This is a genomic window from Pantoea cypripedii, from assembly GCF_011395035.1.
GTDB lineage: Bacteria > Pseudomonadota > Gammaproteobacteria > Enterobacterales > Enterobacteriaceae > Pantoea > Pantoea cypripedii_A.
In genome coordinates, this window is record NZ_CP024768.1 from 2,996,834 (window position 1) to 3,021,870 (window position 25,037).

Below are 25,037 nucleotides of genomic sequence, written 5' to 3' on the forward strand. Positions count from 1 at the left end.
CCTGCGGGACGCCTTTTTTGTGCGATAAATACGTGCAACTATCGTAGCGGCGCGATTTATCGCGCGTCTTTAGCAGCACGCCGGGATAAAACCCGCGCGATAAATCGCGCCGCTCCGGGTAAAGCCTGGCTCGCCAGGCTTTACTGCAACATCACATCCAGCGCACGCAGATGCTGCGGCTGCCATGACAGGGTGACCTGCGCGCCCGGCTGCCAGCTTTTGTCCATCTTCGACGGCGACAGTTTCACCATAAAGTTCTCCTGCCCCGCCACGCTGGTCAGCATACGCACATGATCGCCGAGATAAATAAATTGCTGGATCTGCGCCTGCACGATCTGATCGCCCTGCTCCGGCGCATTGACGTTGACACGCTCAGGGCGAATGCTGAGCTGGATCTTTTTGCCCGGTGAGCTGGGACGGACTTTCAGCGCATCAAGCTGCGTACCATCATCCAGTTTCACCTGATAAAAATCACCGTTCTGCGTCACCTGAGTCGCCAGTAAGCTGTTGTTTTCACCGATAAATTGCGCGACAAACGCATTCTCCGGCTGCTCGTAAAGTTTATCCGGGCTGTCCATCTGCTGGATCATGCCATCGTTGAAGACCGCGACCCGATCGGACATGGTCATCGCTTCGCTCTGATCGTGCGTAACATAGACGATCGTCAGACCCAGCATATCGTGTAACTGTTTGATTTCCATCTGCATATGTTCACGCAGCTGCTTATCCAGCGCACCGAGCGGTTCATCCATCAACACCAGCTTCGGTTCAAACACCAGCGCACGCGCCAGGGCCACACGTTGCTGTTGCCCACCGGACATTTGTGCCGGGTAGCGATCCGCCAGCGACGTCAGTTTGATCATGTCCAGAATGCGATCGACGCGGGATTTGATGTCAGCTTTGTTCATGCGGCGAATCGACAGCGGAAAGGCGAGGTTTTCCGCCACCGTCATATGGGGAAACAGCGCATAGTTCTGGAACACCATGCCGATATCGCGCTGGTGTGGCGGCAAGGTATGCAGCGGTTTATCCCGCAATAAAATCTCACCATCGGTTGGCGTTTCAAAGCCCGCCAGCATCATCAGACTGGTGGTTTTACCTGAACCGGATGGACCAAGCAGCGTGAGAAACTCCCCTTCCTCCACGTCAAGATTGAGGTTACGTACTACCAGCTTATCGCCGTCGTAACTCTTTTTTATGTTCCTGAAACTAACGAAATTTCTCATGACGTTCTCTCGTAAAGCGTGAAGGAAAAGTAATCCAGGCACGATTCCTGCATCGACATGTCTGACATGCGCATACTGGCGGCTCTTTTTTTAGCACTACCACAACGCATTTCAGGAACACAAGAGAAATTTGACAATTTGAATACAAAGTTAGCCTGAATCAAAAATCGCAGGCTATTGATTTCTATTGTCTTTTAAAAATTAACGTTATCAAAATGTTAATAATACCGCTAATGCACTGATTACGTGCCCTGCACCGGGACAGGGCAGCGTCGGTCACATCGGAACCGGTGTGGTGTTGAGATGGTGTTGCAGGCGTTGCAGAATCGGCGCGAAGGCGGTGGCCATCTGCGCTTCGTCAACGCAGGCATAGCCCAGCAGCAGGCCACGACGCAAGGTCCCGCGCTGGTAGTACGAGGAGAGCGGACGTGTCAGCACGCCGTTCTGCTCCAGTTCAGCGCTGAAAGCCACATCGTCGATGCTTTCCGGCAGGCCGAGAATCAGGTGCAGCCCGGCATTGCTGTGATGCACCACCCAGGACGCGCCGAGGGTGTCGGTAATCAGCGCCACCAGCGCAGCACGGCGACGGCTGTAAATCTGCCGCATCCGCCGCACATGGGCCGCGTAGTGCCCTTCACGAATAAACTCCGCCAGCGTCAGCTGCACCAGGCCATACCCGCCACGATAAAGTTCCGAATGGGCCATTTTCATGCGTGTCGCCAGAGGTTTTGGCACCACCATGTAACTCAGGCGAATGCCCGGATAGAGCGTCTTGCTGAAGGTGCCGAGATAAATCACCGGCGCATCGGGCGACAACCCCTGGAGCGCCGGAATCGGGCTACCGGCAAAGCGAAACTCACCGTCGTAATCATCCTCAACCACCCAGCTACCGGTACTTTTGGCGCGGTTTAGCAGCTCATGGCGGCGTTGCAGGCTCATCACTGCACCCAGCGGGTACTGATGCGAGGGGGTGACACAAATCAGGCGCGGCGCGGGACGGTCGCTCTGCTCTGCGGGCAGCACCAGCCCCTGGTCGTCCACCTCGGTGGGGATCAGGTCGATACCATTGACCGCCAGCACATTGCGGATGCCCCAGTAACCCGGTTCCTCCACCAGCGCGCTATCACCCGGATCGCACAGCATTTTCGCCAGTAAATCGAGTGACTGATGGGTGCCCGCTGTCACCAGCACCTGCTCTGCCGTGCAGTTGACCGAACGGATAACCCGCAGATACTCGGCCAGCGCCTGTTGCAGCTCGACACATCCGCCGTGGTTGGCATAACTCAGGGATTCCACCGGCAGGCGACGGCTGATGCGCAGCTGGATTTTGCGCCAGATATCGTGCGGCATGTAACTCACATCCGGTACGCCCGGCATAAACGCGCCCCACTGAAACGCCCCGGCGCCACTTTGTGACAGCAGACGCGCCCCACGTCGTGACAGGCGGATAGTATTCATACCACGTGCCCGCGGCGTCGGCGTCGGAGCCACTTCCGGGCTTTCTTCCGGCAGCACCAGGCAGACGAAGGTACCACTTCCGGTGCGGGTTTCCAGATAGCCTTCCGATTGCAGTTTTTCGTAGGCCGCCAGCACGGTATTACGCGACACGGAAAGTTCACGCGCCAGGTCACGGCTGGCGGGCAGCCGCACGCCGGTGGCAATGGCACCTTCCTGAATCGCTCCCTGCAACACGTCGTACAGGCGCTTCGCCAACGAACCGCCGGCAAGCTGATTTAAACGCTGAAACAGCAGGTCACCCAGTAAGCTGCGCAAAATTGGTACCTCAAAATAAAAAAAACTGGCTCTGGATTATAAAACCCTGAAAACGCTAAAAAGCAAGCAGGGCAGTTTTCCGGCGTGAAGTCAGCCGGCGAATCACATGATGAGGTTGAGCTATGAGTAACAGCGAATTACAGGCACGTCGTTTAAACGCCACCCCACGCGGTGTCGGTGTGATGTGCGATTTCTATGCCGTGAAAGCGGAAAACGCCACGCTCTGGGATCATCAGGGCCGTGAATACACCGATTTCAGCGCCGGTATCGCGGTGCTGAACACCGGCCACCGTCACCCGAAAGTGATGACTGCGGTGAAACAGCAGCTGGATTGCTTCACCCACACCGCGTTCCAGGTGATCCCTTACGAGAATTACATCAGCCTGGCCGAGCGCCTGAATGAGCGCGTACCGGTTACCGGCCCGGCCAAAACCACCTTCTTCTCCACCGGTGCCGAAGCGGTGGAAAATGCGGTGAAAATTGCCCGCGCAGCGACCGGTCGTCCCGGCATCATCGCCTTCACCGGCGCGTTTCATGGCCGCACCCATATGACCATGACGCTGACCGGCAAAGTGGTCCCCTACAAGACCGGCTTTGGTCCGTTCGCCAGTTCAGTATTTCATGCCCGCTACCCCAATGCGCTGCATGGCCACAGCGTGGCAGCAGCACTGGAAAGTATCGAGTCAATTTTCCGTTGCGATATCAGCCCGCAACAGGTTGCGGCGATTATTTTCGAGCCGATCCAGGGTGAAGGTGGCTTCAACGTCGCCCCCCCGGAATTCGTCACTGCGTTGCGTAAGCTGTGCGACCAGCACGGCATATTGCTGATTGCCGACGAGATTCAGAGTGGTTTTGCCCGTACCGGTAAGCTGTTTGCCAGCGAATATTACGACGTGAAGCCTGACCTGATCACCATGGCGAAAAGCCTGGCGGGCGGCATGCCGTTGTCAGCGGTGTCCGGGCGCGCTGAGGTGATGGATGCACCGCAACCGGGCGGCCTCGGAGGCACCTACGCCGGTAGCCCGCCAGCAATTGCTGCGGCCCACGCGGTGCTCGACGTGATCGACGAAGAACAACTGTGTCAGCGAGCGAACCAGCTCGGCGCAAAATTGAGTGAAACCCTGCAGGGTGCCGGGTGTCGTTCACTGGCTGACGTGCGCGGTCGCGGTTCGATGATTGCGGCTGAGTTTAATGATGCCGCAGGCAAACCGTCTGCCGATATCGCCCGCGCCATTCAGCAGCAGGCTCTGGCACAGGGGCTGATTCTGCTGACCTGTGGCGTACACGGTAACGTGATCCGCTTCCTTTACCCGCTCACCATTCCGGATGCGCAGTTCAACAGCGCATTGCAACTGCTGTCCGGCATTCTGGCGCAACACTAAGTCTCTCCGCCGATGCATAGCGCCGTTCCCGCTATGCATCGGTACCTGGCATAAAAGCTGCATTGCAAACACCACGCAGGTTCGCCTGCACATCAATAATAATTCAGGAGTTGTGGGATGGTTAAAAAGTTAGCTGTACTCATTTTCGCTACCATAGCACTGCAAGCACAGGCAGAAACCCTGACTGTGATCTCTTTTGGTGGCACCAATAAAGACGCCCAGGACAAAGCATTCTATAAACCCTTTACCGCAGCCGGGAAAGGCACCATCGACGCGGGCGAATACAACGGCGAAATGGCGCGCATCCGTGCCATGGTGGAAACCAAACAGGTAGGCTGGGATGTGGTTGAGCTGGAAACCCCGGAACTGCTGCGTGGCTGCGATGAAGGTCTGTTCGAGACGCTCGACTGGAGCAAGCTGGGCAACAAAAGTGATTTCATTCCTGGCAGCGTCAGCGAATGTGGTGCCGGGATTTTTGTCTGGTCTACCGTGCTGACCTATGACGCCGACAAACTGAAAACTGCCCCCACCAGCTGGGCCGATTTCTGGGATGTGAAGAAATTCCCAGGTAAACGCGCGCTGCGTAAGAGCGCCAAATATACCCTCGAAATCGCGCTGATGGCGGATGGCGTAAAACGTGAAGATGTCTACAAAGTGCTGGCGACCCCGGCCGGTGTTGATCGCGCCTTCAAAAAGCTGGATGAGCTGAAACCGAATATCCAGTGGTGGGAATCCGGCGCACAGCCGCTGCAGTGGCTGGTATCGGGTGACGTGGTAATGGCATCGGCGTACAACGGCCGTGTCGGCACCGCTCAGGCGGAAGGCCACAACTTCAAAATCGTCTGGGACGGCGGCCTGTATGACCTGGATAACTGGGCCATCGTCAAAGGCTCGAAACATAAAGCCCTGGCAGAACAGTTTATCGCCTTCGCTAACCAGCCAGAAAATCAGAAAGTCTACGCCGAAAATATTCCTTACGGCCCGACCAATATCAAGGCCGGTTCCCTGCTGGCACCTGAACGCCTGAAGCAGCTGCCTACCTCGCCGGATAACCTGGCGAAATCGGTGCAGGTGGATGCCAATTTCTGGCTCGAACATGGTGAAGAACTGGAACAGCGCTTTAACAGCTGGGCCGCGAAGTAACACTCCCGGCCTGCAAGGGCACGTTCTGTAGCGGCGCGATTTATCGCGCAGGTTTTATGTCTGAAGACCGCGCGATAAATCGCGCCGCTACGAATCGCAGAAATATCAGTAAGGAGTCCGGCCATGAGCCAAAATCCCGTTTTGGATCCCCCAGCACAATCAGTGCCCAACCCGCGCGTCCCGACGCTGCGCCAGCGCCTGCAACGCAGCGAGTTTGCAAAGACGCGACGTTCGCTGCTGCTGATTGCACCCTTGCTGGTGTTCGTGGTGGTCTGCTTTCTGTTCCCGATTGGCTCGATCCTGAGCATGAGCATCAATAACCCGGAGCTGCCGGAAGCGCTGCCACAAACCAGCAAAGCGTTGCAGCAGTGGTCTGGCGAGGCGCTGCCGGATGAGCGTGTCTATGCGCTGCTGGCGAAAGAGTTGATTGCCGCCCGCGATCAGGGACAAATCTCCAGCGTGGCAAAACGTCTCAGCTACGAAGATGCCAGCTACCGTCGCCTGATCCTCGCCGTGCCGCGTCAGGCCCCTGCCGACGGCGTGGATGTGAAAAACACCCTGATCGCCAAACAGCCACTGTGGGGCGATCTAACGACCTGGCGCACGCTGCAACGTGCCGCGAAGCCACTGACCAGTCTCTACTTATTGTCGGTGTTTGACCGTAAAGTCGATGCCAAAACCGGTGACATCGTCAGCCAGCCTGCTGACCAGGCGCTGTACGTGAATGTGCTGCTGCGGACCTTATGGATGGCGACGGTGGTGACGCTGCTGTGCGTCGGTATTGGTTATCCGCTGGCGTACTGGCTGGCGAAACAGCCTTCTGGCCGCGCCAATCTGCTGATGATTCTGGTGCTGCTGCCGTTCTGGACCTCATTAATTGTGCGTACCGCCAGCTGGATTGTGCTGCTGCAATCAGGCGGTCTGATTAACCGGGCGCTGATGGGCATCGGTATCATCGACCATCCACTGACGCTGGTGTTTAACCGCCTTGGCGTCTATATCTCGATGACCCATATTCTGTTGCCGTTTATCGTGCTGCCGCTGTACGCGGTGATGAAAGGCATTTCCCCCAGCTATATGCGTGCAGCTATCTCGCTCGGAGCGCATCCGTTCCTCGCCTTCTGGCGCGTCTATGTGCCGCAAACCTTCGCGGGCATCACGGCCGGTGCGCTGCTGGTGTTTATGATGGCGATTGGTTATTACGTCACCCCGGCGCTGCTCGGTGGCCCGGATGACCAGATGGTCAGCTACTTTGTGGCCTTCTTCACCAACAGCACCATGAACTGGGGCATGGCCGCCGCCCTGGGCAGCCAGCTGCTGATTATCGTGATGTTGCTGTACATCGTTTATATCCGTGTCACCCGTACCTCCGCAGAAGCGGCGGCGCGCTAAGGAGCGAAGAAATGAGACAACAAGGTTCCACCCTGCTGCGCCTGTGGGGCGCGTTCTTCAACTTCTATGGCGCGGCGGTGCTGCTGTTTTTAATTCTGCCGATTCTGGTGATCGTGCCACTGTCGTTTAACTCCAGCTCATTCCTCAGCTACCCACTGAGCGGTTTTTCGCTACGCTGGTATCAAACCTTCTTTCATTCTCAGGAGTGGCTGGGCGCGCTGGGGAACAGTTTGCTGATTGCGCCGCTGGCGACCCTGCTCGCCACCATTCTTGGGGTGCTGGCGTCCATGGGGCTGGTACGCGGCGAATTTCGCGGCAAAGGCATCGTGATGGCGATTATCATTTCGCCGATGGTCGCGCCGGTGGTGATCATCGCGGTGGGGATGTTTTTCTTCTTCGCCCGTTTATCGCTGCTGAACAGCTATCTGGGACTGGTGCTGGCGCATACGCTGCTTGGCGTACCCTTTGTCGTGATTACCGTGGTTGCGGTGCTGAAAAGCTATGACACTAACCTGTCACGCGCGGCGGCCAGCCTCGGCGCGTCACCGCTGCTGACCTTTCGCAAAATCACCCTGCCGCTCATCGCTCCGGGGGTGTTCTCTGGCGCGCTGTTTGCCTTTGCTGCTTCATTTGATGAAGTGGTGGTGACCTTGTTTCTCGCCAGCCCAAGCCAGCGCACCCTGCCAATTCAGATGTTCGCCGGGATTCGCGAAAACCTCGATCCCACCATTGCAGCAGCGGCAACGCTGATGATTGCGGCTTCGCTGGTGCTGCTGATTGTGATGGAGATACTGCGGCGGCGTGGTGAGCGCATGCGTCAGTCGCATCCCGCCCATTAAGACAAAAGGCACCGCAAGCGGTGCCTTTACTTTTATGATTCGCTATTGCGACTCAGCCATAACGATAAGGCTTTCAGTGAATCATCAGTGAACTCATCACAGCGGGCAGTGATCTCTTCCGGCGTCATCCAGAAGACCTCATCCACCTCTTCTTCCTGCATCGCAAAAGGACCGTGCGATACGCAGCTGAACAAACCGCCCCAGACGCGGCAATGTTCATCTTCGAAGTAGAATTTTCCATGCTCAGCAAACGGCACCGCGGCGATACCCAGTTCTTCTTCCGCTTCACGACGCGCTGATTCCAGCATGTCTTCACCGCTCTGCACCACGCCACCTGCGGTCGCATCGAGCATACCGGGCATGAAGTCTTTGATTTCGGTACGACGCTGCACCAGAATCTTACCCATGCCGTCATGCACCACGATGTAGGTGGCGCGATGACGCAAACACTGCGCACGCATCTGCGCGCGACTGGCCTGCGCAATCACTTCATTCTCTTCGTTAACGATATCTACCCATTCGATACCGCTATCTGCAGGTTGATCCACCATCCGTAACCCTTTTCTGTTTAGGCGTGCCGGGCACGCGCCTGTTTACTGTTCTTTATTAGAGTGTGCGGTAAGGTAAAGGGTTCTTTTCCCCACCGCAAGACCTCTTCGTGCTCAGCGTTGTTTGCCCGATTCTGTCAGCCACAGCTGCACTGACGCCCGCTGCCACTGGAACTCGGCGTAATGCTGTAGCTTCACCGGTAGCGCATCACCGTGTAACGCCAGACGATTAATCATCACCGCCAAATCGGTATCCGCAATCGACCATTCACCAAACAGGTTCTGCTGCCCATCCGGCAACAGCCGCAGCACCGCCGTAATCAGCTTCTGTGCCGCCTGTTCGCCTGCGGGGCTGAGCGGCGCAAAACGTTCACCGGCAAACAACACTTCGGTTGGGCGCTCCTGACGTAGCGGCATCAGGTCGCTGCGCAGCCATGCCTGAATTTCACGGGCATGGGCGCGCTTTTCCCGGTCGCGGGGGTACAGACGTTCATACTCCGGTGCCGGAAAGCGCTCCTCAAGATATTCGGCAATGGCTGAAGATTCATTAAGGATAAAATCATCAATTTGCAACGTCGGCACCCGACAGGTGAGCGACAGCGCACGATAATCATCATCCCATTGCGCATCGCGCGACAGATCAACACGTTTCAGGGTAAAGGGAATGCCCTTTTCGGTCAGTGCCACATAGACCGACATAGCATAAGGGCTGAAGAATGAAGCATCGGACCACAACGTCATGTTCGGGTAATTCATCGGCTGCCTCGGATGTGCATCTGGAGTGCTTCATGTTTACCGATTTTTATTTAGTAAGGCAATGTGGATCTGAACCGGTAAGACCAGCGCAGACTACGGTTTTTTCATCGTAAGCGTCGGCGCGGTCACGCCAGCCGCACGCTTCTCTTCTATGCTGAAACTGAGCACATAACAAGCACAAGGAGGCTCAACATGCATCTGCTTATTACCGGCGGCACCGGTTTGATTGGCCGCCATCTGATCCCGCGCCTGTTACAACTTGGTCAACAGGTGAGCGTGGTGACGCGTGACGTAGCAGCAGCACGCGAGAAGCTGGATCCACGCGTTGCGTGCTGGTCTGGCCTTGCGCAGCAGCAGGACCTCAATGGTGTCGATGGGGTGATTAACCTTGCCGGTGAACCTATCGCCGACAAACGCTGGACAGCAGAACAGAAGCAGCTGCTGTGCGAAAGTCGCTGGCAGATCACCGAGCGGCTGGTGTCGTTGATCAATGCCAGCAGCCAGCCACCGAAATTTTTGATATCCGGTTCCGCCACCGGTTTCTATGGCGATACCGGTGATTTGGTGTTGACCGAAGACGATCCCGGTCATGAAGAATTTACCCATACGCTGTGTGCCCGCTGGGAACAGCTGGCGCTGGCAGCACAAAGCGAGCGCACCCGGGTGTGCCTGCTGCGCACCGGCGTGGTGCTGGCGAAAGAAGGCGGCGCGCTGGCGAAAATGAAGCTGCCGTTCAGACTCGGGGTCGGCGGCCCCATCGGTAGCGGCAAACAGTATCTGCCGTGGATTCATATTGACGATCTGGTGAATGCTATCTGGTGGCTGATTGATAATCCGTTACAGGGACCATTCAATCTGGTGTCACCCTATGCGGTACGTAACGAGCAATTTGCTGCCACACTCGGCCAGGTGATGCATCGTCCGGCCTTTATGCGTACCCCCGCCAGCGCGATCAGGCTAATGATGGGCGAATCCGCCGTGCTGGTGCTGGGCGGCCAGCATGTGCTGCCGAAACGGCTGGAGGAGTCAGGATTTGGTTTTCGCTGGTATGACTTGCAGGAGGCGTTACAGGATACTGCGGCTTAAACCAGGTGCACATGAATGTGCACCCTACGCGTAGGGTCGCCATTCATGGCGACCTGGTGACCACGGGTTATTTCAGCGAGCCTTTCAGGAACTGCTGCAAGCGCGGGCTTTTCGGGTTGTTGAACACTTCATCGGGTGCACCCTGCTCTTCAATTTTCCCCTGATGCAGGAAAATCACATGGCTGGAGACGTGGCGGGCAAACTCCATTTCGTGGGTCACCACCACCATGGTTTTGCCCTCTTCAGCCAGTTTCTGCATGATACGCAGCACTTCACCGACCAGTTCCGGATCGAGTGCGGAAGTCGGTTCATCAAATAACAGCACTTCCGGTTCCATCGCCAGCGCACGGGCGATAGAGACACGCTGCTGCTGACCACCGGACAGATGCACCGGATATTTGGCCCGGGCACGTTCATCGATCCCGACTTTATCGAGATACTTAATAGCCCGTTCGCGTGCTTCGGTTTTGCTCAGGCCAAGCACCTGAATCGGCGCTTCCATCACGTTCTCCAGCACCGTCATATGGCTCCACAGGTTGAAGTGCTGGAACACCATAGTGAGACGGGTACGCAGCGAACGCAGCTGCTCCTTATTCGATACCTTCAGCTGACCATCGGTGTCGCGCACCAGGTTGATCTGCTCATTGTTGACTGCGATGGTGCCTTCACTCGGCTTTTCGAGGAAGTTAATGCAGCGCAGAAAGGTACTTTTCCCGGAACCGGACGAGCCAATGATACTAATAACGTCACCGGCATCCGCCTGTAATGACACGCCTTTCAGGACTTCATGTTCACCGTAACGCTTGTGCAGTTCGGTAACGCTTAATTTATTTTCAGCCATAGGTTACTCAATGCGATGAAGAAGGTTTCACGTGGGCCAGCCAGCGACGCTCCGCCATGCGGAACAGGCTAATCAACACGTAAGAGATAATCAGGTACAGCACTGCAGCAATACCAAAAGCGACAAACGGCTGATAGGTAGCGGAGTTGATATCACGCGCCACTTTCAGCAGGTCTGGCACTGTGGCGGTAAACGCCAGCGCGGTGGAGTGCAGCATCAGGATCACTTCATTGCTATAGGCAGGCAGCGCGGTACGCAGCGCCGAAGGCAGAATGATGCAACGATACAATTTAAAGGTTGAGAATCCATAGGCGCGTGCCGCTTCGATTTCACCGTGTGGTACGGCGCGAATGGCCCCGGCAAACATCTCAGTGGTATAGGCGCAGGTGTTCAGAGTAAACGCCAGCAGAGTACAGTTAAGTCCGCTGCGGAAGAAGGCGTTCAGTAACTCGGAGCCTTTCACCACTTCCAGCGTGTACATGCCGGAATAGAACACCAGCAGCTGCACATATAACGGCGTACCACGGAATACGTAGGTGAACAACCATACCGGGGTGGAGATAAAGCGATTGGGTGAGACGCGGGCAATCGACAGCAACACCGCCAGACAGCCGCCAATGGCCACAGAAATAATCAACAGCCACAGGGTGATAGCCACGCCGGTAAAACGGTAACCATCGGTCCAGAGCAGGGATTTCCAATACTCGTGAATAATATCGATCATAGCTCTGCCCTTTTCACACCGACTGAGTAGCGGCGTTCAAGCCACCACAGCACGCCATTCGACACCGTGGTAAAAACCAGATAAATCACCCCGGCAACAATCGCAAAGTAGAACGGCTGCCAGGTACTTTTGCCCGCCAGCTGGGTGGCTTTCACCACATCCTCAAGGCCGAGCAGCGAAACCAGCGCGGTGGCTTTGAGGATGACCTGCCAGTTATTACCGATTCCCGGCAGCGCAAAGCGCATCATCGCCGGGAACAGAACACGGCGGAAAGTTTGCGCGCCGGTAAAGCCAAACGCGGTTGCCGCCTCAATCTGCCCCTTCGGCACAGCGAGAAACGCACCACGGAAGGTTTCAGTAAAGTAAGCACCATAGATAAAGCCGAGGGTGATGATACCGGCCACCATCGGGTCGATATCAAACTGCGCTACGCCCATCGCATCGGTCAGGGAGTTCAGGGCGATCTGCAGACCGTAGAAAATCAGCAGCATCAGCACCAGATCCGGCACGCCGCGAATCAGCGTGGTGTAGCCTTCAAACAGCATCGCCAGCGGGCGATTGCGGGAAAGTTTGGCGCCAGCGCCAATTAAACCAAGCACTACAGCCAGCAACACTGAACTGAGCGCCAGTTCCAGCGTAACCAGGGTGCCTTTTAGAATGACGTCAGAATAGCCATACAACATGAATTTGATCCTGTCGTGGGGAAATTAACGAAGCACTGCCCGCACGTAGCGGGCAGTCTGGTAGACAGGATAATCAGTCACCGTACACATTGAAATCAAAGTATTTCTTCGCAATCTTATCGTAAGTACCGTCTTTGCGCATGGCTTCGAAGGCTTTGTCGATGGCGGCTTTCAGGTCCGCATCATCTTTACGCAGGCCCATACCGGTACCGACGCCAAAGATTTTGTCATCTTTTACCGCCGGGCCAGCGAAGGCGTAGTTTTTACCTACCGGTTGCTTCAGGAAGCCTTCGCTCGCCTGTACTTCGTCCTGGAAAGCGGCATCGATACGGCCAGCATTCAGGTCCTGATACACCAGGTCCTGGTTAGCATACGGCGTAACGGTGACACCCTGCGGACGCCAGTATTGATTCGCATAGGTTTCCTGAGTGGTACCCTGCAGCAGACCGATATTTTTGCCTTTCAGCGATTCAATGGTTGGCTGAATGGTGGAACCTTTTGGTGCAACCAGACGGGCGTTTGCTGCGTAGAGTTTTTCAGAGAAACCAATCTCTTCCTGACGCTTTTCAGTAATGGAGAGTGAAGAGATGATGGCATCGATCTTCTTCGCTTTCAGCGACGGGATCAGCGCATCGAAATCGCTTTCCACATAAGTACATTTAGTCTTGATGCGTTTACAGATCTCGTTAGCCAGATCGATGTCAAAACCCACTAACTGTCCTTGCGCGTTTTTCGATTCAAACGGCGGGTAAGTCGGGTCAGTCCCGATGCGCAGCGTATGCGGTACCGCCGCGAACACGCTCGCGGCGCTGGACATTGCCAGCATCAGAGAAAGAGCCAGAACTCGCTTTTTCATAGGTAACCCTCAAGTGAAGTGCTTTTTGTTATGTGGTGCGTGATGTGTTTGCGCTGTTTAATTTGCATGTTTCATGCCAGTTGTGCAAATTGGCGAAAGCCTGTACAGACGCACTAAATACTGCGTCCACCAGGGGCGCAAGCACTTAGTTTGTGAGGAAAATATAACAGTCGGGTGAGCAGGAAAAAGCGACATTGTTAACTTTTGGTGCATGAAATGCACGAAGAGTGATCCTGCGCGCTATTTTGCACCATATCAGTGCAACTCTGCACCATTTATGCGCCTTGCCAGCGAGTGAACAGATCCTGCGGTAACTCAATATCGAACTGATCCAGCACGCGATTGACCGTTTGATCCACCAGCTCGGCAATATTTTGCGGACGATGATAAAACGCGGGCACTGGCGGCATAATCACTGCGCCCAGCTCGGCGGCCGTGGTCATCATACGCAAATGGCCTACGTGCAACGGGGTTTCGCGCACACACAGCACCAGTTTGCGCTGCTCTTTCAATACCACATCCGCAGCACGCGTCAGCAAGCTATCGCTGTAACTGTGCACAATGCCGGACAGGGTTTTCATCGAACAGGGCAGGATCACCATGCCAAGTGTCTTAAATGAACCGGAGGAGATGCTGGCAGCAATATCGCGCACGTCATGCACCACATTGGCCAGTGCCTGCACCTCGCGCAGATTGAAATCGGTTTCCAGCGCCAGTGTCTGACGTGCCGCCGGACTCATCACCAGATGGGTTTCCACCTCGGCCAGCGGTTGTAATACCTGCAACAGGCGCACGCCGTAGATCGCGCCGCTGGCGCCGGAAATACCAATGATAAGTCGTTTCATAATTATTGTGCCATGCAGGTAAACCGCAATCATAACCTGCAGGCAAAGAGGAAGACAAACCAGGTGGGAATAGTCAGGAGCAAATTATCCTTCGGGCGGATAAAAAAAGGCAATCACCGCAGCGATCGCCTTGCAGGGGGCTACTTTTAGAACTTATTCAGCCAGAAACGTAATTTCGATGCCGGTCTTACCAACACCAATGCCATAGATCAGCGGGTAAATTTTATAGACCGTCTTATTATTCTGTGGCGTGAAGCTGCCAGCCAGTGCCACGGTGCCCTCAATAACGCCGTTGGCGTCGGTTTTATTGTTCGACTCGATAACAATCTGGTGATCATAATGATTCAATTCTTTCAGGTCGATGCCTGCGAAATTAGCCAGTGGATTATCATATTGATCGACCAGCGTCAGCGAAAACTGAGCTGTAACCGTGGAGCCCGCCTGGCCTTGCCTGAATTTTCCATCCTGAGAATGAGAAGACTTGATCATGGCCGAGGCCTCATCAGCCACCACATTGACCGACTTCTGTGATTTTAATTGGCCCACCTGACTGATGATTAGATAGGTGCCCGCTTTTTCCCGCTTCAGGGAAAGGGTCACTTTACCTTGTTCATCGGTTTTACCGTCATTGTTGGCTGCAAGGACATTGCCTGCTTCATCCGTGAATGCCACAACGACATCTTTCATCGGGTTACCCTGTTTGTCAGTCACTGTCGCGCTGAAACTCATCACACTACCAGCATGATATTCAGCTGACGCAGACAACAGTTCAATATTGGCAGGCTCAACAACTTCAGGCTCAGCGGCTTTCAGCGTCAGTTGCTGCTGCCCAAGCACATTTGCACCATGATACAGCACCAGCGTCACTACGCCGGATTCGGCACCCGCCGTCACATCTGCCAGATAACGGCCTGTCGTCCCTTCTTCTTTGATTTCCCCGACAGTAACACCGGCACCACTTCGCGCACTTTGCAAAGAGGCTTCCACACGCAGATTGGCGGCCTGCCCACTGACGGGTTTACCCTCTGCATCTTTCAACTCAATCGCAGCCTGCGCATGTCCGCTGCCATCCGCTACAAGCTCATGAATATCAAGATTAAACACGGTTTTTGCGGCATCAGGCTGTTGGGGTTGTCCCGGCTCTTCCGGCTGAACCGGTTGCTCAGGCTCAGTTGGCTCTTCCGGCTGAATTTGTTCTGCTTTTTCTACCGTGATTTGGACCTGCGTACGCTGCGAAGCTTTACCTTTGGTGTCATACGCCACCGCGCTCAGGGTGTAATGGTTATTCGTACCCTCCTGGTACGCTGGCAACACCAGCACTGAATTTGCGCCCTGGCCGAGGATTTTTCCTCCTGCCGCTACCAGCAAAGCGTCATCCCAGACAATTTTCCCCAGACCATGTTTTGCCCAGATACTGACGCCAAGTGGCTGTGAACTGCCTTCCACGCCCTGAATCGCACTCGCCAGTGAGAACGTGATCACCGTCTGTTCGCGATAATCCATCACGATTTGGTTATTACGGGAAACCAGCTCATAACGCGAACCCGCCAGGCTTCGCTGTTCCGCCACCGCAGCTGACGACAGGTGCCAGCCAAGCGATCGGCCAAAGTTCCAGTTCAGATTCAAGCCAACCGTCGTATCTTTGCCGCTTTGCATGCTATTGCGCTGTGCGGCTTCCACTGAAACCAATGGAACCGGCGTCCAGTTAAGGCCGACTGTCACGGCAGAAGGATCTTTCTGCAGGTTATTGCGACTGATCAGCGCAACGTTATCACCATAATATTGTTCATATTTTACCTTGCCACCCAATTGTGGGTAGAGGGGGAGCCAGCTGGACAGCTCAATGTCCCAGCCATTAGCCGGACGTTCATCATAGTCAGCCATCAGCTTCGACTGATGCCAGCCATTCAAACCGTAATAGCCATTCGCCGCCAATCGTAGCGCTTCGGTCCACAACTCAGCCCCGATCCCCGCGCGACGGTTGTTACCGCTAAAATCATTATCAAAAAAGACGTTATTGCCCAGCATCCAGCCATCAGCAAAATAACGCACGCCGAGGCCAATATTGCCGGTGTTACGATCGTCAACACGTCGCGCGCCGAGCTGAGTAAACAGCAGAATATTTTTGTGGCTGTCCCACAGTGGCACCAGCACATCACCGGAATAGTTGTAGTCTGAAAAATCTTTGTCTGCACTGATGGAAATCCGCGCGCTACCACCGAAACTGCTTAACCACTCTTCAGCTTGCTGCCCCGCCAGTGAAGAGAGCTGATTCTGACCAAACTGACGCGCATCCATATTGCGCGGATTCGCTTTCCCTCCCGCCTGCGGCTCAACCTGGCGAACCGGTTCCGGTTGTTTCGTCTGTTGCACCTGCGGCTGTGCAGTGGATTTTTTTACCGGCAGCCAGACAGTCTGACCCGCAGTCGCGGCCAGGAAGGTGGCTTTGTCGCTAAACGCGAAAGAATTAATCTCCCATAAGTGATCGATCGAGACTTTATTTGAACGCGCAATATCCTGAATATTTTCACCCGGTTTTAATTTCACGGACTGAACAGTGGTTTCCTGATAATTATCCCCCCTTTTCTGCGCACTGACTGGCAGGCAAAACAACGAGAGGGAGAGCGGCACCAGAATAGCGCGGGTAATTGCTGAAAGTTTATATTTCTTTCCAGACGTCATTTGAAATCATCCTGATTAATAAAAAACCGACATGCAAAATGGAACAAACAGAGATTATTTTTTCACTCCATTTCTGTGGGATTTTTAAACACGGACGATAAAACCGGGTAATGAGATTGTCATGATTTCTTTGTGACGCCCGGAATACAGGATTACTTCATTAACTTCAGATAATTGACGCTATGATGTCAGACATATCTTTATCATTCAGTCAGGTAAACGCTGAGGAATAGCAGGATGGGGAATAACCATGACGCAGGCTGTGGGGTAGTTATTTCGGATGGGATAATAATTAAACGCCCGCTTTTAATTATCCATTAAAAGCGGGCAAAAGAACTTAACCTTCGTTATGCAATTCCAGACCTTCTACTTCAGTCTGACGCGCAATGGCTTTCGCATCGTCATTCCGCAGTGCCTGGAGATAGTCGAGATAACGCTGGTCAACGTCTTTGGTAACGTAGATACCGTTAAATACCGAACACTCGAACTGCGCGATATCCGGATTCTCTTCACGTACTGCTTCGATCAAATCGTCCAGATCCTGGAAAATCAACGCATCAGCTTTGATCAGCTGACGAATTTCCTCCACTTCACGACCATGCGCGATCAGCTCAGTTGCGATCGGCATATCAATGCCATACACGTTCGGGAAGCGAATTTCCGGCGCGGCTGACGCCAGATAGACACGCTTCGCTCCCGCTTCACGGGCCATCTCGATGATCTGTTCCGAGGTGGTTCCACGCACGATAGAGTCATCCACCAGCAGCACGTTCTTATCACGGAACTCAGCACGGTTGGCGTTCAGCTTGCGGCGTACCGCGCTGCGGCGCAGATGCTGGCCCGGCATGATAAAGGTACGGCCAACGTAGCGGTTTTTCACAAATCCCTGACGATAAGGTTTATCGAGGATACGTGCGATTTCCAGCGCCACATCGGTAGAGGTTTCCGGAATCGGGATCACCACATCGATGTCGAGATCTTCCCACTCGCGGGCAATCTTCGCACCCAGCTTGGTGCCCATGCGCACGCGAGCGCTGTAGACCGAAATTTTGTCGAGGAAGGAGTCCGGACGTGCGAAGTAAACATATTCGAACAGGCACGGATTGCTTTTCGGGTTCTCAGCGCACTGACGCGTTGAGAGCTGGCCCTGCTCGGTGATGTAGACGGCTTCACCGGGTGCCACGTCACGAATGAACTCAAAGCCCAGCGTATCCAGCGCCACGCTTTCAGACGCAACCATATACTCGATACGACCATCTGCGATTTGGCGTTTACCCAGCACCAGCGGACGGATGCCGTTCGGATCGCGGAAGGCCACCATGCCATGACCGATGATCATCGAAACCACCGCGTAAGCACCACGCACCTGCTGGTGCACGGCAGCCACCGCGGCAAAAATGTTGTCAGCTTCCAGCGGGTAGTGCTGAAAACGGTCCAGCTCCTGCGCAAAGATGTTGAGCAGGATTTCGGAATCAGAGGTGGTGTTGACGTGACGGCGACCCACTTCGAACAGCTGCTTACGCAGTTCGTGCGCGTTGGTCAGGTTACCGTTGTGCGCCAGCGTAATGCCGTAAGGGGAGTTCACATAGAAAGGTTGCGCTTCAGAGGCGCTGGAGCTGCCTGCTGTAGGGTAACGCACGTGACCAATCCCGATGTTGCCTTGCAGACGCTGCATGTGGCGTGCTTCGAACACATCGCTCACCAGCCCGTTGGCTTTGCGCAGGCGAAAGCAGTTAAGCGCATCGATGGTACAAATGCCGGCGGCATCCTGCCCGCGGTGCTGCAGCACCGTTAACGCGTCATAGATCGACTGGTTTACTGGCATAAAACCGGTGATACCAACAATACCGCACATGTTGTCATTTCCTCATTAGCCGCACTCCCGGTGGCGTCACCGGGGTAAAAAACTCGACGTGCTTTTCAGATAGTCAAAAAACCACCTGATGATGTAACTGAACTGGGGAATGAGTTGGGACTGCTGCCAGTCCGGACTTTTCGAGAAGCCGGTGAATGTATCAAGGAAGAAGAGAATAGCGGCAACGATCAGCACGCCACGCAACGCCCCGAAACAGACCCCCAACACCCTGTCGGTTCCCGACAGGCCGGTCTTTTCAACCAGCGTGCCGATCACATAGTTCACGATGGCACCCACAATCAGGGTAGCAACGAACAGCACCGCGATAGCGATACCGTTACGAACCAGTTCATCGTCAAAACCTGTAAACCAGACTGCAAGGTAGGCGTAGTAGTGACTGGCGACAAAAAACGCACATCCCCAGGTAACAAGAGATAAGGCTTCCCGGACAAACCCGCGAACCAGGCTGACCAGAGCCGAAAAACCAACTACCGCAATAATGACGTAATCAATCCAGATCATGAACTCTTCCAGCGCCAGCGCGATTGCACCCTGCATCCAGTTCGGGGCGCATTCTAACAGAAAAAGAAAACGTTTGCGTAGGGTTTTCCGGTTCCGTATCCATAAAAAGGGCGAAGAAAAAAAATCACCTCGCCCCGACGTATCTCAGCAAGGTAACCAACTGAAATAAAATAATTTTTCTGTCATCAATTTGATGAACAACCTGTGCTATGCCGCGCCTTTTTCTGCTATCGGCGCGGCTTATCAACGGTTTAGCGCGTGCTGTAGGGTTTGACGACCCCACCGAGCCCGGAAAGGTTTTTCAGCTCACCTAACGCCGCCTGCATCTTCGCTTTTGACGCATCCGGCCCGACATAAATACGCGTGATCTGTCCCTGAACCGGCGTTGACGGCACCGTAAAGGCGCGATACCCCGAGAGACGCAACTGCGCGACAATCTCGTTGACCTTCGCCGCGTTTTTCAACGCACCAAGCTGCACCACATAAGCCTGACCCGCTGGTGCTGGCGCTTCCGCTTCACTTTGCTTCGGCGTTTCGACCGGTTTGGGTTGCTCCACGGGCTTAGGTTCAACCGGTTTCGGTTTGGGCTGCTCTACCGGTTTCGGCTTCGGTTGCTCAACAGGTTTTGGTTTCGGCACCGGCACGCTCTGATGCACTGGCGGCGGTGTCACCACGCTGGGTTCGCTATTCTGCGCAGGCTGAGTGCTGCCACTCTCAGCCGGACTGGTGGTTTTGCTATTGGAGGCACCTGGCTCCGTCGTCGTACCCGCGCCTTCCGGCGGCTGAGCGGGCAACGGCTGGGTTACCGGTGGCACCATCTCGCTGTCCTGCTGGTCATCCGGTTTCGGCACCAGCGGAATCGCAGCGAACTCCTCTTTGTAGTGCTTTTTCTTGCCATCCAGCAGGCCAGGCAACACGATGACGCCAACCGCCACCAGAATTACCGTGCCAACCAAACGGTTCTGAAACTTACTTGCCACTGCCGTTCTCCGCTGCCATCGATTCCATTACCTGTGCCACGGTGTGGAAAGAACCACACACCAGAATCACATCCTCGGGACGGGCCTGCAAACGCGCCGCCTGCCAGGCAGCATCCACGCTGGCAAATGCGTCGCCGCTCGCCAGATGGGCAATCAGCTGCTCGGCCGTCGCGCCGCGCGGCCCATCCAGTGGCGCGCAGTACCAGCTATCCACCTGCGGTGCCAGCGCCGCCAGCGTGCCCGCGATATCTTTATCATGCAGCATACCCACTACCGCATGAACCTTACCGGAACGCGGCAGTTCCGCCAGACGTGAAGCCAGATAATAAGCGGCATGGGGATTATGTGCCACATCCAGGATCACGCGTGGCGATGTACTTACCGTCTGAAAACGCCCCGGCAAAATAGCCAGCGGCAGATACTGACGAATAATCGCTTCGCTGACCGGTAAACCGGAAGCGCGCAGCGCGATAAGCGCGGTGGCGGCATTCGGTAACGGCACCTGCGGTAGAGGCAGGTCACGCAATTCACCCTGCGCATCCTGTAGCGTCCAGCTGTCGCCCTGCTGCTGCCATTGCCAGTCGCGGTTACGCTGCAACAGCAATGCGCCCTTCTCTGCCGCAACGTCCGCGATGGTATGCGGCATATCGGGTTCACCCACCACAGCCGGTTTGCCTGCACGGAACACGCCGGCTTTTTCGCGGCCAATGCTTTCGCGATCCGGCCCCAGCCAGTCGGTGTGGTCCAGCGCGATGCTGGTGACCACCGCCACATCGGCATCAACGATATTCGTCGCGTCGAGGCGTCCACCCAGGCCGACTTCAAGGATCACCACATCGAGGCCCGCTTCACGGAACAGGTTTAACGCGGATAAGGTGCCGAACTCGAAATAGGTCAACGAAATATCGCCGCGCCCGGCTTCAATGGCGGCAAAACTGGCGCTGTGCAGGGCTTCATCCAGTTCCTCGCCCTGAATGCGCACCCGTTCGGTGTAACGCACCAGATGCGGTGAGCTGTAAACCCCGACGCGGAAACCGGCGGCCATCAGTAACGTTTCCAGCGTGCGGCAGGTGGTGCCTTTGCCATTGGTTCCGGCAACGGTGAAGACGAAGGGGGCGGGTTTTAGCAGGTTAAGGCGTGCAGCGACGCGTTGAATACGATCCAGACCCAGTTCGATGGTCTGAGAATGCAGATGTTCAAGATAATGAAGCCACGTGGCCAAAGGCGACGTGGCTTGAGGAGGAAGATGAAGAGTATCCATGTGTCCCGTTAGCATTTGTCGCGGCATTAATTAAAAAGGCGCATTGCTGCGCCTTTCCGTTGCCTGTCAGGCCTCGTTGCTTTCCGGCTCAGCCGCTGTCGGCTGATCACCATCCTGCAGCGGCGCTGGCAGGTTCATCATTTTCGCCAGCAGGCTTGCCAGCTTAAAGCGCATTTCCGGACGACGGATGATCATATCGATCGCGCCTTTCTCAATCAGGAATTCACTGCGCTGGAAGCCCGGCGGCAGTTTTTCGCGTACGGTCTGCTCGATAACACGCGGACCGGCAAAGCCGATCAACGCTTTCGGTTCCGCGACGTTGAGATCGCCCAGCATCGCGAAGCTGGCAGAGACGCCACCCATTGTCGGGTCAGTCAGTACCGAGATATACGGCAGACCGCGTTCCTGCATTTTTGCCAGAGCCGCACTGGTTTTCGCCATCTGCATCAGCGACATCAGCGCTTCCTGCATACGTGCACCGCCACTGGCGGAGAAGCAGATCAGCGGGCAGTTATCTTCCAGCGCCTGCTCAACTGCACGCACAAAGCGAGCACCCACCACCGAACCCATTGAGCCGCCCATAAAGGCAAACTCAAACGCCGCAGCCACCACCGGCATACCGTGCAGCTGGCCTTTCATGACGATCAGGGCATCTTTCTCGTCGGTTTCTTTCTGCGCCGCAGACAGACGATCTTTGTACTTTTTCGAGTCACGGAACTTCAGCAGATCCTTCGGTTCCAGCTCGCTACCTAATTCTACCAGTGTTCCTTCATCCAGCAGGCTATGCAGGCGCTCACGGCCATGCATGCGCATGTGATGGTCGCACTTCGGGCAGACCTCAAGATTACGCTCCAGCTCGGCGCGATACAGCACCTGGCCACAGCTGTCGCACTTGGTCCACACCCCTTCCGGGATACTGGCACGGCGCGTCGGCGTAATATTGCTTTTGTTAAGTATGCGTTCAATCCAGCTCATTGATGACCTTTCTGTTTAAAACCGACCTGGTCCAGTCTTCTCATTGCTGCTGAAATCACCTTCAGCAGGCCGTAAATGTCGCTCATTAAACCACAACCGCTTCTCGCTGTGGATAAAAATCTGGTTTCGCGCTTACTGAGATTTCTGCTGACGTGCCTGACGACGATGACGCCAGACTTCAATCACGCCCGGCAGGATCGACACCACGATAATCGCGACGATCAGCAATTTCAGGTTCTCCTGCACCACCGGCAGATCCCCAAACAGGTAACCCGCGTAAGAGAACAGCAGCACCCACAGCAGCGCACCTGTGACGTTAAAGAGCGCGAAGTGGCGATAAGACATATGTCCCATCCCTGCCACAAAGGGGGCAAAGGTTCGCACGATTGGTACAAAGCGCGCAAGTATAATGGTTTTACCGCCGTGCCGCGCATAGAAGGCGTGGGTCTTGTCCAGATAGCTGCGACGGAAAATCTTCGAATTGGGGTTGCTGAACAACTTCTCACCAAACAGGCGACCAATGGTGTAGTTAACCGCATCACCGAGAATCGCCGCGATCACCATCAATGCCACCATCATATGCACATTGAGATCGTTGCCGGGCAACGCTGCCAGCGCACCGGCCACAAATAACAGCGAATCGCCTGGCAGGAAAGGTGTCACCACCAGCCCGGTTTCACAGAACAGAATCAGGAACAAAATAGCGTAAATCCAGATGCCATACTGCGCCACCAGTTCGGCCAAATGCACATCAATATGCAGGATAAAATCGACGATAAAATGGATGAACTCCATAAAGCCAGGCTCCTTACATCCTTCGGTAACAATTAATCTGCGAGGAACAACGGTCCCAGCGCAGGCTGAGGTAACGCAAAGTGAGATGGATAATCCACCGCCACCAAATACAAACCCTCGGCTCGGGCAGTGGCGGCCGCCAGTGTGCGATCTTTCGCTGCCAGTAACGTCGCCATCCAGTCTTCCGGCTGATTACCACAGCCAATTTCCATCAGGCTGCCCACGATGTTGCGCACCATATGATGCACAAACGCATTGGCCTTAATATCAACAATCACGTATGGCCCCTGACGCGTGACGTTGAGATGCATCACATTGCGCCACGGCGTGCGTGACTGACACTGCACCGCGCGAAATGAGGTGAAATCATTTTCGCCCAGCAGACATTGACCGGCGCGCTGCATCTTTTCCGCATCCAGTGGATGGTAAAAATGCGTTACGCCATTGCCGAGAATCGCCGGACGCAGCCGCTGGTTGTAGATCACGTAGCGATAACGGCGTGCCGTGGCGCTAAAGCGGGCGTGAAACGCGTCCGGCACCGCTTTAACCCAACGCACCGCAATGTCCGGTGGCAGATTGGCATTGACACCCAGCGTCCAGGCACCGTCAGCACGCTGCGAAGTGGTTTCAAAATGCACCACCTGGCCAGTGCCATGCACCCCGGCATCAGTCCGCCCGGCGCAGAATACGCTGACCGGATGGTTCGCCACTATCGACAGTGCTTTTTCCAGCTTTTCCTGCACGCTGCGAACTTCCTGCTGCCGCTGCCAGCCGTAGTAACGGCTGCCGTCATACTCAATACCCAACGCCAGCTTATGCGTGTTACCTTCAGACAACATTAATACAAATACTCCTGCACCAACTTCTCAGCAGTTTTCACCGCCATCAGCGCGCCGCCGAAACGAATGTTGTCAGCCACTGACCAGAATTGCAGCAGCTCAGGAATACCGTAATCATTGCGGACACAACCGATGCTCAGTTCACCGTTGCCGGAAGCATCCTGTACCTGGGTTGGATAGTCACCCTCGTCGCTCAGACGGATATCATCCGCCCGCGCCAGTTCATCACGCGCTTCTTCGGCAGACAGCGGACGCAGATTCTCCAGATGCACGATCTGCGCATTGCCGTAGAACACCGGCACCTGCACGCTGCTGACCGCAATCGGCAAGCCTTCGTCCTGCAACACCTTACGCACCTGATCCACCAGGCGACGTTCGCTTTCCACGCTGCCCTGATTGTCCACCAGCTGTGGCAACAGGTTGAACGCCAGCTGGCGACCATAATAATGTTCATCCGCCGGGACGCCGTTCAGCAAACGCGCGCTCTCTCCCGCCAGCGCATCCACCGCTTTTTTGCCGTCACTGGAAACGGAGATCAGGTTGGTCACCTGTAAACGTCCCAGACCCGCGGCATCAACCAGCGGTTTGATGGCGCTCAGCAGCTGGCTGACCAGGCTATCCGCCACACAGATAATGTTGCGGTTGCGGTAATCCGCCAGCACCTGCGGGTTCACATCCGGCACCACCAGCGGCACGTCCGGCTCCAGCGCGAACACATCGCTGCTGTCGATCACCAGGCAACCCTGGCTGGCAGCTTCTTCGGCATAACGTGCCGCCGCGCTGGGGCCAGCGGCAAAGAACGCCAGCTGCGCCTGCGACCAGTCAAATTCTGCCGCATCCTGCACCCGCACCGAGCGGCCATCAAAACGCAACGTTTCTCCGGCGCTGTTTTCGCTCGCCAGCAAATAAATTTCACCAACCGGGAACTGGCGTTCCGCCAGCAGTTCCAGTACAGCGTTCCCTACTGCGCCTGTCGCGCCCAGTAGCGCAATATTCCAGCCGTCAGACATGTTGGTTTACTCCAGACAATGACA

General features: G+C 55.3%; 23 protein-coding genes. 5 read left to right on the forward strand and 18 right to left on the reverse strand.

Annotation, left to right across the window (positions count from 1 at the left end; genetic code table 11):
- Positions 1 to 140: 140 nt before the first annotated feature.
- Together CUN67_RS13940 and CUN67_RS13945 are read right to left on the reverse strand one after the other, a co-directional pair.
- A complete protein-coding gene (locus tag CUN67_RS13940) occupies positions 141 to 1,226 on the reverse strand; it encodes an ABC transporter ATP-binding protein (RefSeq protein ID WP_208715911.1) in 1,086 nt (361 codons plus the stop codon).
- Between the two features lie 276 nt (positions 1,227 to 1,502).
- Positions 1,503 to 2,999 (reverse strand): PLP-dependent aminotransferase family protein, encoded by a 1,497-nt coding sequence (locus tag CUN67_RS13945; RefSeq protein ID WP_208715912.1) that lies wholly within the window; start codon positions 2,997 to 2,999, stop codon positions 1,503 to 1,505.
- A gap of 122 nt (positions 3,000 to 3,121) precedes the next feature.
- Between CUN67_RS13945 and CUN67_RS13950 the strand changes: the two genes are divergently transcribed.
- The 4 genes from CUN67_RS13950 (at position 3,122) to CUN67_RS13965 (ending at position 7,755) form a co-directional block, all read left to right on the forward strand.
- Positions 3,122 to 4,381, forward strand: a complete 1,260-nt coding sequence (locus CUN67_RS13950) for a 4-aminobutyrate--2-oxoglutarate transaminase (RefSeq protein ID WP_208715913.1) — start codon at positions 3,122 to 3,124, stop codon at positions 4,379 to 4,381.
- Positions 4,382 to 4,498: 117 nt separating this feature from the next.
- Positions 4,499 to 5,524, forward strand: coding sequence for an ABC transporter substrate-binding protein (locus CUN67_RS13955; protein ID WP_208715914.1), 1,026 nt, complete (start codon positions 4,499 to 4,501; stop codon positions 5,522 to 5,524).
- A gap of 123 nt (positions 5,525 to 5,647) precedes the next feature.
- Entirely contained in the window at positions 5,648 to 6,916 is a 1,269-nt protein-coding gene (locus CUN67_RS13960; RefSeq protein WP_208715915.1) for an ABC transporter permease, read from the forward strand.
- 11 nt (positions 6,917 to 6,927) lie between these two features.
- Positions 6,928 to 7,755, forward strand: a complete 828-nt coding sequence (locus CUN67_RS13965) for an ABC transporter permease (protein ID WP_084876135.1) — start codon at positions 6,928 to 6,930, stop codon at positions 7,753 to 7,755.
- Positions 7,756 to 7,787: 32 nt separating this feature from the next.
- Here the strand turns inward: CUN67_RS13965 and yfcD are convergent, their stop codons facing one another.
- Positions 7,788 to 8,306 carry an NUDIX hydrolase YfcD gene (gene yfcD, locus CUN67_RS13970; RefSeq protein WP_084876136.1) on the reverse strand — a complete coding sequence of 173 codons (519 nt, stop codon included), beginning with the start codon at positions 8,304 to 8,306 and terminating at the stop codon, positions 7,788 to 7,790.
- 111 nt (positions 8,307 to 8,417) lie between these two features.
- Entirely contained in the window at positions 8,418 to 9,059 is a 642-nt protein-coding gene (yfcF, locus tag CUN67_RS13975; RefSeq protein ID WP_208715916.1) for a glutathione transferase, read from the reverse strand.
- A gap of 192 nt (positions 9,060 to 9,251) precedes the next feature.
- Here yfcF and CUN67_RS13980 point away from each other — a divergent pair, with 192 nt between their 5' ends.
- On the forward strand, positions 9,252 to 10,145 hold the full coding sequence (locus tag CUN67_RS13980; RefSeq protein WP_208715917.1) for a TIGR01777 family oxidoreductase: 894 nt from the start codon (positions 9,252 to 9,254) through the stop codon (positions 10,143 to 10,145).
- A gap of 67 nt (positions 10,146 to 10,212) precedes the next feature.
- Here CUN67_RS13980 and hisP read toward each other — a convergent pair whose 3' ends face one another.
- The 14 genes from hisP to CUN67_RS14050 all read right to left on the reverse strand — a co-directional run bounded on the left by hisP (position 10,213) and on the right by CUN67_RS14050 (position 25,013).
- Positions 10,213 to 10,986 carry a histidine ABC transporter ATP-binding protein HisP gene (gene hisP, locus CUN67_RS13985; protein ID WP_084876139.1) on the reverse strand — a complete coding sequence of 258 codons (774 nt, stop codon included), beginning with the start codon at positions 10,984 to 10,986 and terminating at the stop codon, positions 10,213 to 10,215.
- A gap of 7 nt (positions 10,987 to 10,993) precedes the next feature.
- Positions 10,994 to 11,710: an ABC transporter permease gene (locus CUN67_RS13990; protein ID WP_208715918.1), complete on the reverse strand. Its 717-nt coding sequence runs from the start codon at positions 11,708 to 11,710 to the stop codon at positions 10,994 to 10,996.
- Positions 11,707 to 12,393, reverse strand: coding sequence for a histidine ABC transporter permease HisQ (locus tag CUN67_RS13995; RefSeq protein WP_208715919.1), 687 nt, complete (start codon positions 12,391 to 12,393; stop codon positions 11,707 to 11,709). The genes CUN67_RS13990 and CUN67_RS13995 overlap by 4 nt, the downstream gene beginning before the upstream one ends.
- A gap of 73 nt (positions 12,394 to 12,466) precedes the next feature.
- A complete protein-coding gene (gene argT / locus CUN67_RS14000; protein WP_208715920.1) occupies positions 12,467 to 13,249 on the reverse strand; it encodes a lysine/arginine/ornithine ABC transporter substrate-binding protein ArgT in 783 nt (260 codons plus the stop codon).
- Between the two features lie 275 nt (positions 13,250 to 13,524).
- Positions 13,525 to 14,094: a UbiX family flavin prenyltransferase gene (locus CUN67_RS14005; RefSeq protein WP_208715921.1), complete on the reverse strand. Its 570-nt coding sequence runs from the start codon at positions 14,092 to 14,094 to the stop codon at positions 13,525 to 13,527.
- Between the two features lie 153 nt (positions 14,095 to 14,247).
- On the reverse strand, positions 14,248 to 16,776 hold the full coding sequence (locus tag CUN67_RS14010) for an inverse autotransporter beta domain-containing protein (RefSeq protein ID WP_208715922.1): 2,529 nt from the start codon (positions 16,774 to 16,776) through the stop codon (positions 14,248 to 14,250).
- A 337-nt stretch (positions 16,777 to 17,113) separates the two neighbouring features.
- Positions 17,114 to 18,631: an amidophosphoribosyltransferase gene (gene purF / locus CUN67_RS14015; protein ID WP_208715923.1), complete on the reverse strand. Its 1,518-nt coding sequence runs from the start codon at positions 18,629 to 18,631 to the stop codon at positions 17,114 to 17,116.
- A gap of 36 nt (positions 18,632 to 18,667) precedes the next feature.
- Complete coding sequence (cvpA, locus tag CUN67_RS14020; protein WP_013509911.1) at positions 18,668 to 19,153, reverse strand: colicin V production protein; 486 nt, start codon at positions 19,151 to 19,153, stop codon at positions 18,668 to 18,670.
- 251 nt (positions 19,154 to 19,404) lie between these two features.
- On the reverse strand, positions 19,405 to 20,133 hold the full coding sequence (gene dedD / locus CUN67_RS14025) for a cell division protein DedD (protein WP_208715924.1): 729 nt from the start codon (positions 20,131 to 20,133) through the stop codon (positions 19,405 to 19,407).
- A complete protein-coding gene (folC, locus tag CUN67_RS14030) occupies positions 20,123 to 21,394 on the reverse strand; it encodes a bifunctional tetrahydrofolate synthase/dihydrofolate synthase (protein WP_208715925.1) in 1,272 nt (423 codons plus the stop codon). Before folC ends, dedD begins: the two co-directional genes overlap by 11 nt.
- A gap of 66 nt (positions 21,395 to 21,460) precedes the next feature.
- A complete protein-coding gene (accD, locus tag CUN67_RS14035) occupies positions 21,461 to 22,369 on the reverse strand; it encodes an acetyl-CoA carboxylase, carboxyltransferase subunit beta (RefSeq protein ID WP_208715926.1) in 909 nt (302 codons plus the stop codon).
- Between the two features lie 132 nt (positions 22,370 to 22,501).
- On the reverse strand, positions 22,502 to 23,164 hold the full coding sequence (locus CUN67_RS14040; RefSeq protein WP_208715927.1) for a DedA family protein: 663 nt from the start codon (positions 23,162 to 23,164) through the stop codon (positions 22,502 to 22,504).
- Positions 23,165 to 23,196: 32 nt separating this feature from the next.
- Positions 23,197 to 24,003, reverse strand: coding sequence for a tRNA pseudouridine(38-40) synthase TruA (gene truA, locus CUN67_RS14045; RefSeq protein ID WP_208715928.1), 807 nt, complete (start codon positions 24,001 to 24,003; stop codon positions 23,197 to 23,199).
- Positions 24,003 to 25,013, reverse strand: a complete 1,011-nt coding sequence (locus tag CUN67_RS14050) for an aspartate-semialdehyde dehydrogenase (protein WP_208715929.1) — start codon at positions 25,011 to 25,013, stop codon at positions 24,003 to 24,005. The genes truA and CUN67_RS14050 overlap by 1 nt, the downstream gene beginning before the upstream one ends.
- Positions 25,014 to 25,037 lie beyond the last annotated feature (24 nt).

What these genes read in the sequence shown, in the direction of transcription:
- argT (WP_208715920.1), bottom strand. Translation starts at nt 13,249, where the DNA reads ATGAAAAAGCGAGTTCTGGCTCTTTCTCTGATGCTGGCAATGTCCAGC.
- CUN67_RS13995 (WP_208715919.1), bottom strand. Translation starts at nt 12,393, where the DNA reads ATGTTGTATGGCTATTCTGACGTCATTCTAAAAGGCACCCTGGTTACG.
- CUN67_RS14005 (WP_208715921.1), bottom strand. Translation starts at nt 14,094, where the DNA reads ATGAAACGACTTATCATTGGTATTTCCGGCGCCAGCGGCGCGATCTAC.
- CUN67_RS14010 (WP_208715922.1), bottom strand. Translation starts at nt 16,776, where the DNA reads ATGACGTCTGGAAAGAAATATAAACTTTCAGCAATTACCCGCGCTATT.
- CUN67_RS14050 (WP_208715929.1), bottom strand. Translation starts at nt 25,013, where the DNA reads ATGTCTGACGGCTGGAATATTGCGCTACTGGGCGCGACAGGCGCAGTA.
- folC (WP_208715925.1), bottom strand. Translation starts at nt 21,394, where the DNA reads ATGGATACTCTTCATCTTCCTCCTCAAGCCACGTCGCCTTTGGCCACG.
- CUN67_RS14040 (WP_208715927.1), bottom strand. Translation starts at nt 23,164, where the DNA reads ATGGAGTTCATCCATTTTATCGTCGATTTTATCCTGCATATTGATGTG.
- yfcF (WP_208715916.1), bottom strand. Translation starts at nt 9,059, where the DNA reads ATGAATTACCCGAACATGACGTTGTGGTCCGATGCTTCATTCTTCAGC.
- CUN67_RS13960 (WP_208715915.1), top strand. Translation starts at nt 5,648, where the DNA reads ATGAGCCAAAATCCCGTTTTGGATCCCCCAGCACAATCAGTGCCCAAC.
- CUN67_RS13955 (WP_208715914.1), top strand. Translation starts at nt 4,499, where the DNA reads ATGGTTAAAAAGTTAGCTGTACTCATTTTCGCTACCATAGCACTGCAA.
- truA (WP_208715928.1), bottom strand. Translation starts at nt 24,003, where the DNA reads ATGTTGTCTGAAGGTAACACGCATAAGCTGGCGTTGGGTATTGAGTAT.
- cvpA (WP_013509911.1), bottom strand. Translation starts at nt 19,153, where the DNA reads ATGATCTGGATTGATTACGTCATTATTGCGGTAGTTGGTTTTTCGGCT.
- CUN67_RS13980 (WP_208715917.1), top strand. Translation starts at nt 9,252, where the DNA reads ATGCATCTGCTTATTACCGGCGGCACCGGTTTGATTGGCCGCCATCTG.
- hisP (WP_084876139.1), bottom strand. Translation starts at nt 10,986, where the DNA reads ATGGCTGAAAATAAATTAAGCGTTACCGAACTGCACAAGCGTTACGGT.
- purF (WP_208715923.1), bottom strand. Translation starts at nt 18,631, where the DNA reads ATGTGCGGTATTGTTGGTATCACCGGTTTTATGCCAGTAAACCAGTCG.
- CUN67_RS13990 (WP_208715918.1), bottom strand. Translation starts at nt 11,710, where the DNA reads ATGATCGATATTATTCACGAGTATTGGAAATCCCTGCTCTGGACCGAT.
- CUN67_RS13940 (WP_208715911.1), bottom strand. Translation starts at nt 1,226, where the DNA reads ATGAGAAATTTCGTTAGTTTCAGGAACATAAAAAAGAGTTACGACGGC.
- accD (WP_208715926.1), bottom strand. Translation starts at nt 22,369, where the DNA reads ATGAGCTGGATTGAACGCATACTTAACAAAAGCAATATTACGCCGACG.
- CUN67_RS13950 (WP_208715913.1), top strand. Translation starts at nt 3,122, where the DNA reads ATGAGTAACAGCGAATTACAGGCACGTCGTTTAAACGCCACCCCACGC.
- CUN67_RS13965 (WP_084876135.1), top strand. Translation starts at nt 6,928, where the DNA reads ATGAGACAACAAGGTTCCACCCTGCTGCGCCTGTGGGGCGCGTTCTTC.
- yfcD (WP_084876136.1), bottom strand. Translation starts at nt 8,306, where the DNA reads ATGGTGGATCAACCTGCAGATAGCGGTATCGAATGGGTAGATATCGTT.